Origin of the sequence: Aeromonas salmonicida (assembly GCF_028355655.1) — a bacterium.
Classification (GTDB): Bacteria; Pseudomonadota; Gammaproteobacteria; order Enterobacterales; family Aeromonadaceae; genus Aeromonas; species Aeromonas salmonicida.
The window spans coordinates 1779623-1791286 of the sequence record NZ_CP110645.1 but is presented as its reverse complement, the minus strand read 5'-3'; the positions used below and the strand labels follow the sequence as shown (position 1 = coordinate 1791286).

At 53.5% G+C, this 11664-nt stretch carries 11 protein-coding genes; 9 read left to right on the top strand and 2 right to left on the bottom strand.

Going from position 1 to position 11664, the window contains the following annotated elements; all coding sequences use genetic code 11:
- The first annotated feature begins 98 nt into the window (after window positions 1–98).
- From ONZ54_RS08800 to ONZ54_RS08770, 7 genes are all read left to right on the top strand, one after another.
- Complete coding sequence (locus tag ONZ54_RS08800) at window positions 99–428, top strand: translation initiation factor (protein ID WP_005314581.1); 330 nt, start codon at window positions 99–101, stop codon at window positions 426–428.
- A 244-nt stretch (window positions 429–672) separates the two neighbouring features.
- The gene (locus tag ONZ54_RS08795) at window positions 673–1230 is read left to right on the top strand and encodes a TMEM165/GDT1 family protein (protein WP_005314579.1); all 558 of its coding nucleotides are present in this window, start codon (window positions 673–675) and stop codon (window positions 1228–1230) included.
- A 252-nt stretch (window positions 1231–1482) separates the two neighbouring features.
- Entirely contained in the window at window positions 1483–2421 is a 939-nt protein-coding gene (locus ONZ54_RS08790; RefSeq protein WP_271787962.1) for a DUF2157 domain-containing protein, read from the top strand.
- A gap of 36 nt (window positions 2422–2457) precedes the next feature.
- Window positions 2458–3465 (top strand): DUF4401 domain-containing protein, encoded by a 1008-nt coding sequence (locus ONZ54_RS08785; protein WP_271787961.1) that lies wholly within the window; start codon window positions 2458–2460, stop codon window positions 3463–3465.
- Complete coding sequence (locus ONZ54_RS08780; protein ID WP_271787960.1) at window positions 3462–3965, top strand: GDYXXLXY domain-containing protein; 504 nt, start codon at window positions 3462–3464, stop codon at window positions 3963–3965. Before ONZ54_RS08785 ends, ONZ54_RS08780 begins: the two co-directional genes overlap by 4 nt.
- Before the next feature lie 73 nt (window positions 3966–4038).
- Window positions 4039–4785, top strand: coding sequence for a substrate-binding periplasmic protein (locus ONZ54_RS08775; protein ID WP_271787959.1), 747 nt, complete (start codon window positions 4039–4041; stop codon window positions 4783–4785).
- A gap of 115 nt (window positions 4786–4900) precedes the next feature.
- Window positions 4901–5647 (top strand): substrate-binding periplasmic protein, encoded by a 747-nt coding sequence (locus ONZ54_RS08770; protein ID WP_034282846.1) that lies wholly within the window; start codon window positions 4901–4903, stop codon window positions 5645–5647.
- A 191-nt stretch (window positions 5648–5838) separates the two neighbouring features.
- Here ONZ54_RS08770 and ONZ54_RS08765 read toward each other — a convergent pair whose 3' ends face one another.
- Window positions 5839–6852 carry a GGDEF domain-containing protein gene (locus ONZ54_RS08765; protein WP_271787958.1) on the bottom strand — a complete coding sequence of 338 codons (1014 nt, stop codon included), beginning with the start codon at window positions 6850–6852 and terminating at the stop codon, window positions 5839–5841.
- A 726-nt stretch (window positions 6853–7578) separates the two neighbouring features.
- On the bottom strand, window positions 7579–7923 hold the full coding sequence (locus ONZ54_RS08760) for a hypothetical protein (RefSeq protein ID WP_255209885.1): 345 nt from the start codon (window positions 7921–7923) through the stop codon (window positions 7579–7581).
- 1007 nt (window positions 7924–8930) lie between these two features.
- Here ONZ54_RS08760 and ONZ54_RS08755 point away from each other — a divergent pair.
- Both ONZ54_RS08755 and ONZ54_RS08750 read left to right on the top strand, forming a co-directional pair.
- The gene (locus ONZ54_RS08755) at window positions 8931–9152 is read left to right on the top strand and encodes a hypothetical protein (RefSeq protein WP_271787957.1); all 222 of its coding nucleotides are present in this window, start codon (window positions 8931–8933) and stop codon (window positions 9150–9152) included.
- 193 nt (window positions 9153–9345) lie between these two features.
- Window positions 9346–11520: a hypothetical protein gene (locus ONZ54_RS08750; RefSeq protein ID WP_271787956.1), complete on the top strand. Its 2175-nt coding sequence runs from the start codon at window positions 9346–9348 to the stop codon at window positions 11518–11520.
- Window positions 11521–11664 lie beyond the last annotated feature (144 nt).

Here is an 11664-nt window from a genome sequence, read left to right as displayed (position 1 = left end):
AATAATAATTCGCTTTTACTCGGGGCATTATAATCCGTGTTTCCCGCGCTGATTTGAGTAAAATCAAACTCCGCTTAGCTAACTCACAAATAACTGCCATGAGTCACGACAACAACAGCCACCTGGTTTACAGCACGGATGGCGGCATGATCAAGGAACAAACCCAGCCCCAATCCGCCTCCCCTTTTCCGCAGGATGGTACTGTGCGCATCCGGCGCGAGACCAAAGGGCGCAAGGGCGCCGGCGTCATCACCATCCACGGTGTACCGGCGGAACAGCAGAAAACCATCGCCACCCTGCTCAAGAAGAAATGCGGCACCGGCGGCGGTTTGAAAGAGGGGATCATCGAGATCCAGGGGGATAAACGGGACCTGATCAAGACCGAGCTGGAGAAGGCCGGTTTCAGCGTCAAGCTGGTCGGTGGTTGAGTCGCTTGTCTCGCGGATGGTTTTTCCCTAGAATGCCCGCTCCCATCGAGGGGGAGTAGTCTCGCAGCCCGACCCCAAACCGGTTTGCGACCCTGATCAACATGCTTGGTGCCAACTCACCATGGTCAGGGTGATCCATCTAATACGTGGATTTGACAAGACCTTTGACGGGCCAGTGCCAATACCGGGGACGGATGGCGCAGGCTTGTCTCAGGTATAACAATTCCGTCCCCCGGTCATTTTTATGGAAGCCTTGTTAACCTCAACCCTGAGCGTGGCTATCGCCGAGATCGGCGACAAGACCCAGCTGCTGGCGTTGCTGCTCATCTGCCGTTTTCGCAAGCCCTGGCCCATCATAGCCGGCATGCTGGCGGCGACCCTGCTCAACCACGCCGGCGCCGCCTGGCTTGGCGAGTTCATCAGCCGCTGGCTGGACCCCAAAGTGATGACCTATCTGGTCGCAGGCTCCTTCATTGCGATGGCAGCCTGGATCCTGGTACCTGACAAGCTGGATGACGAAGAGAGCCCACTCGACAAGTACGGCCCCTTCATGGCCACCTTCGTGCTGTTCTTCATCGCCGAGATCGGTGACAAGACCCAGATAGCCACTGTGCTGCTGGCAGCCAAGTATGACTCGCTGACGCAAGTCATCGCCGGTACCACCCTCGGCATGATGCTGGCCAACGTGCCCGTGGTACTGCTCGGCAAGCTGGGCGCCGACAAGCTGCCGCTCAAGGGGATCCGCATCGCCTGCGCCATCCTGTTTGCAGGGCTGGGGGTGAGTACTCTCATCTTCGCCTGACAAACCGCCGGCATGACCACAAGGCGGCGAGGCAAGCGTGAGCACTTGCCTACCCCGCTCCCATGCCGGCCTCGATGTCGTGCCATCACAAGCCAGCCCCGCCTCTATTCAACCAGGCGGGGCTTTTTGTTACCTGACATTTGTTACCTGCCATCATACGGATACGCAGCCTGCTGTCGCCCACGCACAGACAGGGAGTGTCCCGCAGTGCCAAGACAGTGGCATAATGCGGCAAACCTCATGGAGCATCCCATGCACTTCACCTCAAGACAGACGCTGCTCGACTGGGTCAGACGCGGACGCCTCTCCCAGACGCACCTGCCCGCCGCCCTCGCCCTGTGCGACTTGCCCCCTGCCAGTGCCCTCTGGCAATGGTTGTTTGACCGCCTGCTGCTCTGGCTCGGCAGTCTCTGCCTCGGCGCCGGTCTGGTGTTCTTCGTCGCCTTCAACTGGCAGGAGCTGGGCCGCGTCTCTCGCCTCGCCTTGCTGGAGCTGCCTCTGCTCGCCATGCTGGTGCTGCTGTGGCGAAAACCCATGACAGACACACCCCGCCAGGCACTGCTGCTGGCCATGGCGCTCAATATTGGCGCCCTGCTGGCCCTGGTGGGTCAGACCTACCAGACGGGTGCCGATCCCTGGCAGTTGTTCGCCACCTGGGCCCTGATGCTGCTGCCGCTGGCGGCGCTCGGCCAGAGCCCCCTGCTGTGGACCACGAGCTGGCTGCTCGGTCAGCTGGCACTGATGCTCTACTGGCGACTCGGCCTGTTCAGCTTCTTTTTTGCCTTCGATGAAGAGGGGCTGGGCTGGTGTCTGACCCTGCTCAACGCCGCCTTGTGGGGCGCCCTCTTGCTGGCCCCCACCCGCTTCAAGCTGATGCCCGCCTGGCTACCCGGGCTCGCCGCGGGATTGGGGGTCACACTGCTGACCCTGCTGGCACTGTTTGATGCCGCCTCCCCCTGGGTGTGGCCCGCCTGGCTGGGCTGGCTCGCCGCCGCCTACGCCCTCTGGCACCACAAATTTATCGCCGGGCTCGCCATGGGGTGCCTGAGCCTCATCGCCGTTATCCTGACAGCCCTTGGCAAGTGGATGGATCCCGACGTGGACGGCTTCCTGCTGCTGAGCCTGATCGCCATCGGCCTCTCGGTCGCCGCCAGCCGCTGGCTGCAACAACAACGGAGGTCCCATGCATAAGCAAGGTATCTGGCAAGCCCGCCAAAAGGAGGCAACATGGCTGATCTGACCCCCTGGCAACGGCTGCAACAGGCTGATCTGGTGGAAGGGGAAGCCCCCCGTGATACCCAACCTCACTGGTCCAGCCGCTTTCTGCTCGGCATGGTGGGCTGGGTTGCCGCCCTGTTCCTGCTGTTTTTCCTGTTCATGTCCTTTTCACAGCTCACCCAGGATGCCAACAGCGCCCTCATGATGGGCGCCGTGCTGATGGCCATCGCCTTTGGCCTCAACCGCTTCGCCCAGCGCAGCGATCTGTGGGATCAGTTCGTGCTGGCGCTGGCGCTGGCCGCCGATGCCTGGCTGCTCTATGGCCTCATCGATCAGATTGATCTCCACTCGGCGCCACTCTGGCTGGGGCTCGCCGCCCTCTCTCTCTTTATTGCCGCCCTGTTCGAACACTGGCTGATCCGGCTGTTTCACAGCTTCGCCGCCGCCATACTGCTTACCCTGGGCCTTGCCTGCCTTGGCCTGCAACTGCTGGCACTACCGCTGGTCATGGTGACGCTTGCCTTCTGCTGGCTGCAGGCAGAACGTCAACCTGCCCACCATCAGTTGTATGAATCCCTGACCCTGGGGTTGGCACTCTCCCTGCTGGTGCTGGGGCGCTTGCACCATCCGCTGTGGAGCGAGGGGGCCAGCATGCTCGACGAGCTTGGCCTCTCTCGCCTGCCGCTCTGGCTCAATCCCCTACTCTGCGCGGCGCTGCTGCTCGGAGTCATGATCCGGCTCAAGCTGCCACTGCTATATGGGCTGCCACTGGTGCTGATCAGCGCTTTCATCCCCGGCATGGGGGCGGGCGCCCTGGTGCTGGTACTCGGTTTCCATGCTGGCAGCATGGGGCTGATGACGCTGGCGGGCCTGCTGCTGCTCGGCTTTGGCTCCCTCTATTACTACGATCTGGGGCTGACCCTGATGACCAAATCCTGGCTGCTGCTGGGCTCGGGTGCCCTGCTGCTCGGTGCCCGCCAGTTACTGCATGTGATCAACGCCAGGAGGCCGTCATGAGACAGCTTGCCCTCTTTCTGACCGGCCTAGCCATTCTGGCAGGCATCAACTTCACCGTCTGGCGTTACGAAGCCGCCATGACCAGCGGCGAGGTAGTCCTGCTCAGGCTGGCGCCGGTGGATCCCCGCTCCCTGATGCAGGGGGATTACATGCGCCTCAACTACGACATCGCCCGCCAGCTGGGTACCAGCCGTTACAACGAGCGCATCAATGGCAGCGATACCCTGGTGATCCGGCTCGATGAGCATCAGGTGGCCAACTGGGCTGCCGATGGCAAGCCGGAGCAACTGGCATCGAATGAGCGTCTGCTGCGAGTGCGCCAGAGCAACAACCAGTGGCTGATCGGGCCCGATGCCTTCTTCTTTGAAGAGGGCACGGGTGAACAGTTTGAAGTGGCTCGTTATGGGGAGTTTCGCCTGCAGGGGAATGGCAAGGCGTTGCTGGTCGGGCTGAGGGACGAGCAGTTCAAACCCGTTGGCAACCCCAGAGCCCGCTGGTAACTGCTGGCAATATCAGGCTTTTTTGCCCACACTTGCGCAAAAGGATTGCAGAAATCACGCCAAGGACGTACCCATGAGGATAAGGTTGTGCTGTTGTCTGCTGCTGATGTCGTGCCTTGGCACGGCTCATGCCGGCTTGACCAAACTGGAGTACCTGACCGAGGAGTATCCTCCCTACAATTTCAGCAATGAGGCAGGCCAGCCCACCGGGCTGGCGGTCGACCTGTTGCAACTCATCTGGCAGCGCAGCGGCACACCCGCCCAAGCCGTTCGCATCCTGCCCTGGGCGCGGGGCTACTATCTGCTGACCCAGAAACCCAATGTGGTGCTCTTCTCCACCGCCCGCACCGAGACCCGCTCTCACCTGTTCAAATGGGCCTGCCCCATCGGTTATTCCGAATACATACTGCTGGCCCATAAAAGCAAACCTATACAGCTCGGTGCCGTCGAGCAGATGAACGACTACCGGATAAGCGCAGTGCGAGCCGATGCCGCCGAGCAGTTGCTGCTTAATCGGGGCATGGATGAAACCCGTATCATACCGGCCAACCGGCTGAGCCAGGCCTTGCGGATGCTGGTGTCGGGCCGCGCCGATCTGCTGGCGACCAGCAAGCTGGCGGGTTATGACGCCATCAAGGCACTGCAGCTCAATGCCGACGACTTCACTGTGGCCTTCGTGCTGGATGCCGAAGAGCTCTGCTACGCCTTCAGCCGCCAGGTGGATGACGACCTGGTCAAACAGTTCCAGCGCGCCATGACCCAGGCACTGGCATCGCCGGAATATCAGGCACTGCGGCAAAGATACCTGCCAGCCCCTTGAGTCTGTGCAAGAGGGAGCCCGCTTGCGCCCTTGATTTAACACCCGGTTTTATTGGCGAATAATCGCTATGTGGTAACACTTGAGGATTACAGAGCACCTCATCAGGATGGCCAGCATGAAAAAATGGATTGGATTTGCCGCGCTGCTGTTTGCAGCCATCACCCAGGCCAGCCAGGAACTTGGCAAGCTGCACTACCTCAGCGAAGAGTACAAACCCTATAACTACACAGACAGCGCCGGCACCCCGACCGGCCTCGCCGTCGAGCTGCTGCATCAGGTGTGGAAAAAGACCAATACGCCGCCGCAAACCATCACCATCATGCCCTGGGCTCGCGGCTATTACCTGCTGACCCAAAAACCCAATGTGGTGCTGTTCGCCACCGCCCGTACCGAGGCGCGGGATCCGCTGTTCAAATGGGCATGCCCCATCGGATATGCCGAAATCGTGCTGATAGGGCTGGCCAAGAACCCGCTCACCCTCACCAAGCTTGAAGATGCCCAGCAGCACACCATAGGGGCGGTGCGCGCCGATGTGGGGGAGCAACTGCTGCTCAACAACGGCTTTGACGAGCAAAAAATCATGGCCGCCAACCGCCTGCCCCAGGCACTCAAGATGCTCACGTCCGGCAGGGTCGACTTGATCTCCACCAACAAGACCACGCTGATGGATCTCATTGCCTCCCAGCAGCTGGATCCCGCCCAGTTCAAGGTATTCTGGATGTTGAGCTCGGAGCAGTTCTGCTTCGCCTTCAGCCACCCGGTCAGCGATGAACTGGTCAAGGAGTTCCAGAATGGCCTGACCCAGGTGCTGGCCAGCAGCGAATTTCAGCAGATCCAGCACAAATACTTCCCCGTGCCCTGACCGCACCATGGCGTAAATCGGGGCCCAACAGGGCCCCGGTTTATTGCAGGTATAGCGGCAATGCCGAAGCCAACCGGATCAGCCAGCCGCCAACGGGCGAGTCCCCTCCCCTTGTTGCCCCTTTTCAGCCAGCGACCACTGTTGCGGCTTGCATCGAGATCGACAGGTTTGGCAGGTTTGATCCAGACGCCTCAGGATTGGGCGCGGCGCTGACGTTTGACCGCATACATGCAGGCATCGGCCTGGCGCAGCGCATCGTCAATGCTGATGCTGGCCGGATCGACGGCCACCACCCCCACGCTGGCGCCGGGATAGTTCAGCACCTGGGACGCCAATGGCAATTGAACCTGGCTCTGCTCGAACAGGCGGCGCTGAAAACAGTGCACGGCAGCCTCGACCGTCTCCTCACCGCTCAGTGGCCCCATGCCCACGGCAACGAATTCGTCACCGCCAACCCGCGCCAGCAGATCGCCGCTGCGCAGGGCCCCCGCCAGCTGCTGCGCCATGGTTTGCAGCAGCAGATCGCCTGCATCATGACCGTGGGTGTCGTTGATCGCCTTGAAGCCATCGAGATCGATAAAAGAGATCAGCAGGGGATGACCGGTACGTTTCAACAGCGAAAACAGGCGATGAAGCTCCAGCATCAGCGCCCGACGATTGGGCAGGCCGGTCAGGGGATCGCTCAATGCCTGGCGCGACAGCTCGTTGTTGGCCTGTTGCAGCTGCTGCAACAACTGCTCCCGCTCCACATGCTCGGCAATCAGACGGGCGAAAAAGGCGATCAGATGCTCAGAACCTGTCACCAGGGGTTTATGCTCGGCGCTGGCGCCGCACAGGGTGCCATAGAGTGAACCGGAAGAGGTCCGCACCGGACTGCTCATATAAGTGCGGATCCCCATCGCCCTGGCCGCCGCCGAATCACCCCAGCGGTCGGCGACGTCGGCGGCATACAGTCGCCCTTCATCGAGCGCCCGCCGACACAGGGTATCGCTCCAGTCAACGCTTACCCCTTCCGGGATCTGCAAGGCGGCACTATTACGGGCATACAGGATATGTTGTGCGCTCTGTTCGAGGTCGATTTGCGTCAGATAGGTCGACTCCAGTCCAGTGACCGTCTCGAGCATTTCAAGGAGAGGGCGGGTCAGGCTCTCCAGATCCCGCGCCGCTGTCACTTGCACTGACAGAGCCTGCAATATTGTGTCCATGCACACCTCTTAGCTTGCATGTCTTGTCCTGAAACGATAGCCAACCCCACTGCCCCTCCACAAGCAAGCAGAGGGCCAATCAGGCAAAATACCGCCATTTTTACCCCGGCAGTCGATGGACGGCACTCAGGCGAGTCACGCCTCTGGCGGCGGCACCGATCCGGCTGCTGCCGCAGCGGCCCAAGGGGCTCCCGGCTCGCAACCCCCGCCTTTCTCACCCGGATCGTGGCTCGGCCTTTCCCGTTTATTGCCCACCGGCCCCGAGCAATTCCCTGCCGGGAGGGACCTGCCAGGCCCGGCGACCCCGATTGGCAGCCACCTCGCGGCCATAACTTTGAACTGGCGCAAAAAACCATGCAATTCTGACAGTTGCATCATCAATTCCATGGATTGGGCCGAGATGGCTCCGTAATATGGTGGACGGTGCCTGTTGGCCCCCTTGTTCCCTCTGATGGTCAACAGCGCATTGTGGTAGCGACAGCCAGGGGCGGTAGCAATTATTGCGCAGTCCAGCCGAACTCCCGCGCCTGCGGCGATACGCGAGGACACTGTCTTCGACAGGGTGTTATCTCAACAAACAGACGGGGTGTTATCTCAACGAACAAGAGAGGAATTCAACGCCGGCGTCTGGCCAGTATGCTTGTCGAACGCCCATCACCTGACCACAGCTGACCGGATGCAGCCGCCACCTGGCCCAAGGCCCGTCGCCACCGGATGCGACCCGAATTATTTGACCCGCATCAGGCGATGGCGGGTATCGCCCAGCTCGAACTGGATCACCTGGGAGCGCTGCATGGCCTCGACCCGCTGCAGCATGTCAGCATCGTATTGCTTGCGCCGCATCCACTGCATGGGCTCCTCGAAGCTGCCTTCATTGACGATAAAGGTATCCGTGTAGGTGTCGTTCACTATGCTGACCACCCAGATGCGCTGCTGAAACTCCGAGAGTTCGGCAAAGAGCGCGGCCCCGCGGGTCGCGAGCCAGCGCCCTGCCTGGACGATCCTGTTTTTACTGCTGACGAACCGGTTTGCCATAACTGATAAGGGTTGGATAAGAGGAAAGTTCGGCATCCTAGCATCCAGAGGGATGGGGCACCAAGCAACGGGAGTGCGCCTCTCCCACCACAGGATGAGGCGCAGGGTGCAATAAGCCTGTAGGGTCGATTAGCGGAGCGTAATCGTCCGCGGCAACAATCCCCTCTCCCCTTGCGGGAGAAAGGTAGGGTGCCAATAAGCGTGTAGGGTCGATTAGCGAAGCGTAATCGTCCGCGGCAACAGTACCCTCTCCCCTTGCGGGAGAGGGTTAGGGTGAGGGGTCACTCGCCTGATTGGCATGGCTTCGCCATGCAGGACACGAGGACGCCGTCCTCGATGGGGTTTCGCCGCCGCTGCGCGGCTTGGCGAGTGACTTTTCTTTGCGTGGCCAAAGAAAAGTCACCAAAAGAAAGGCCACCCCCACTTGTTCGCCCTCCTGCGTCGGGTGCCCTCGGTTCACCCGTTTGTCCCACGGCACGCGCCAATGGGCCATCCCTGGCCCAGCGGCGCTCGCTCGGCGTCCTGCCTCGCGGCCTGGACAAACGGGCTCACCTCGGCGAGCAACAGGGGGCAACCCCGAACCTTCAGCACCGAGGCCGGTTAACAGCACTCTGCCTATTCGGGGCAAAGATCGGGAGGGAGTTGTCTCTAATCCGGCCCTTCCTCCGCCAGCAAAGCCATGCCAAATTGTGTCACCTATGCAATAAGTGAAATCAGCTTGATTGCATAAGTGAAGTAATGAATATAAGTACAATAGCAAGTAACACACCGCCCTATCGGGTAACTGCCTTATATTGAAGGCCCGATAGTGATCATTTTTCCGCGACATCATCTTATTTCTCGAACGTCCAATTACAACTCGTTAATTTGAACGTAGACTTTTTATAGATAATTATAAAAAATTAAAACTGTGATCCAACTTGCAAATCTCACAATTATTAATAATATCAATGCATCTTTGATTTAGATCATGTTCTCACTCCCATGATCAGTCAACAGTATGAACGCACATAGTTATGTGTAACTTTACTTATGAGGTTAACATGCAAGCTTATAAAGATATTAACAATGACTCTGGTGTCATAGGATTTGAGATTAGTGATGATAGAATTACAGTTTGGTTCAATGGGGCACCGCAGCCATATACATACAGTTATACAAGTGCAGGACAGGCACATGTTGAACATATGAAAAAACTAGCTATTTCAGGTGATGGTCTAAATGCATACATCAACTATAATGTAAAATTTAAATATGTTCGTTAATAATTAAAAAATTAATTTAGATTACGACTGGGGCTGTTAACGCAATCTGTTTAGGCCCTTCAGTCACTTTTTAGTTTTCAAAAAATCACTCATAAACTTATACCTTAGTAAATTTAACTATTTCACTCATAGTGACTTTTATCATCTGCCTAGATAATTTAACTGCACTATTCATATAGTTTGAGGAAAAGTAATGCAACTAACTATTGAGCTTGAAAATTGCTATGGTATTAATAAGCTATCAAAACAATTCAATCTTACAAAAACAGAAACTTGTTGTGGAATAAACTCTCTTTACGCACCAAATGGTACGTTAAAAACTTCATTAACTAAGACCTTTAAAGATATTGAAAACAAAAGAGCTACACAAGACCTTATTTTTCCTACCCGTACGACTACTAGAATAGTAAAAATAAATGACATCGATATCACTTCAGAACAAGTGCTGACTATTGACTCATACAATGAAAGCTATAGTTCTAAACAACTATCGACCCTACTTGTAAATGACACACTAAAACAACAATACGAACTGGCATTAAAAGAAGTCGATGATAAACGCGAACTACTAATAAAGAATTTGTCAAAATGCTCAGGAAAAACGGCCAAAAACATTCCTGAGATAATTTGTGATACATTCTCTACATCAGAAAAAAAACTGCTGGAATTACTAGAAAAAATACATGAAGAGAATCATGATGATCTTAGTCAATTTAGCAATCTAAAATATAATGATCTATTTAACCAAAAAGTTATTGAACTTATTTCATCTGGTGATTTAAATAAAGAGTTAGCCGATTATGTTGAAACATATGAGAAGCTGATCAGTGAGTCTACTATCTTATCAAGAACATTTAATCACCAAAAAGCTGGTGATATATCTAAAAGCTTGAATGAATCAGGTTTCTTTACAGCATCGCACAGTATCAATATTTCAATTAAAGGTGAGAAACGTGAAGTCACATCACAAGAAGATCTCAATGAACTACTCCAGCACGAACAAGATAAAATATTAAAAAGCCCAGAACTAAAAGAGAAATTTAGAAAGTTCGATAGCAAACTTAAAACAAAAGACACTCAAACATTCCGTGACTATATTTCAGCACATCAAGACCTACTTCCTGAATATAAAAATGTAAATTTACTCAAGAAAAAAGTAGTTTTAAGTTATCTACAATCACAACAAGATATTTGGAGCGACTTAGTAGACACTTACAAAGAAAATCAAGAACTGATAAAGAAAATTATTCAACAAGCCCAACAACAAAGAACTACATGGGAAACTGTTGTTGATACTTTCAATAAACGCTTTGACGTACCATTTGAGCTCAGTGTTGAAAACCAAGATGAAGTCATTCTCAATGCAGCAACACCAATGATAAAGTTCAAATTCGATGATGGACGTGGCAATTCAGAAGATATAAATCACCAAAGTTTAATCTCAGCTTTGAGCCAAGGTGAAAAACGTGCACTGTATATCCTTAATGTATTATTTGAGTTGGAAGTTAGAAAGAAAAGCGCTCAACCAATTTTGATCATCATTGATGACATTGCAGACTCTTTTGATTATAAAAACAAATATGCAATTGTTGAATATCTACGTGATTTATCAAAGACGACCTGCTTTCATTTGCTATTACTTACTCATAATTTTGACTTCCATAGAATTATTAGTAGCCGTCTAAATGCTAAGCGAACGAATAGGCTAATGGCCATAAAATCTATCGATGGAATTAAAATAGTTCAAGAAGCATATCAGAAGGATGTTTTTTCAACATGGAAACAAAATTTAAGTACCAATGAGAAATACATGCTGGCAAGCATTCCGTTTGCTAGAAATATTGCAGAGTATTGTGGCCGTAATGAACACTTCGAAAAACTTACATCCTTACTACATCTGAAAGGAAATAGCTCAAACATCATCGTCAATGATTTACAACTTATTTACCGCGATATATTTAGTGACCTACCCAATTTATCACTACCAAATGGTCAGGACTCCATAATAGAAAAAATATTCCAACAGAGTGACACCCTAGTAATTGATAACCAAGAAACCCCTGAGCTTGAGTGTAAAGTTATTTTGGCTATGGCTATCAGGCTTAAAGCCGAAGAGTTCATGATAGATAGGATTTCTGACCAAGAGTTCGTAACCTCTATCACCTCTAACCAAACACGTGAGCTTTTTGACAAATATACAGCAGTATTTTCAACAGATTTAGAAACTATCGCTTTATTAGATCAAGTCAACTTAATGACTCCAGAGAACATCCATCTTAATTCATTTATGTATGAACCAATTTTAGATATGTCAGCTTGTCGTCTTTATGCGTTATATACTGACATTAAAAATATCATGCAAATGTAAAATACTATTAAATGTTGATTATAAAACTATGAAATGTTCATGGACAAAAAACGCAACCTTTTGGTTTCGACTTTTTATCTATCCAATTAAACCAACTCAAGTACAGAGTCACTGGCTTTGTCGGTGCTGTTTTCCAGTACAATT

Bases quoted from the DNA above. Each gene is read 5' to 3' on its own strand.
- ONZ54_RS08800 (WP_005314581.1), top strand. From the start codon at position 99: ATGAGTCACGACAACAACAGCCACCTGGTTTACAGCACGGATGGCGGC.
- ONZ54_RS08775 (WP_271787959.1), top strand. From the start codon at position 4,039: ATGAGGATAAGGTTGTGCTGTTGTCTGCTGCTGATGTCGTGCCTTGGC.
- ONZ54_RS08790 (WP_271787962.1), top strand. From the start codon at position 1,483: ATGCACTTCACCTCAAGACAGACGCTGCTCGACTGGGTCAGACGCGGA.
- ONZ54_RS08785 (WP_271787961.1), top strand. From the start codon at position 2,458: ATGGCTGATCTGACCCCCTGGCAACGGCTGCAACAGGCTGATCTGGTG.
- ONZ54_RS08770 (WP_034282846.1), top strand. From the start codon at position 4,901: ATGAAAAAATGGATTGGATTTGCCGCGCTGCTGTTTGCAGCCATCACC.
- ONZ54_RS08750 (WP_271787956.1), top strand. From the start codon at position 9,346: ATGCAACTAACTATTGAGCTTGAAAATTGCTATGGTATTAATAAGCTA.
- ONZ54_RS08795 (WP_005314579.1), top strand. From the start codon at position 673: ATGGAAGCCTTGTTAACCTCAACCCTGAGCGTGGCTATCGCCGAGATC.
- ONZ54_RS08780 (WP_271787960.1), top strand. From the start codon at position 3,462: ATGAGACAGCTTGCCCTCTTTCTGACCGGCCTAGCCATTCTGGCAGGC.
- ONZ54_RS08755 (WP_271787957.1), top strand. From the start codon at position 8,931: ATGCAAGCTTATAAAGATATTAACAATGACTCTGGTGTCATAGGATTT.
- ONZ54_RS08765 (WP_271787958.1), bottom strand. From the start codon at position 6,852: ATGGACACAATATTGCAGGCTCTGTCAGTGCAAGTGACAGCGGCGCGG.
- ONZ54_RS08760 (WP_255209885.1), bottom strand. From the start codon at position 7,923: ATGCCGAACTTTCCTCTTATCCAACCCTTATCAGTTATGGCAAACCGG.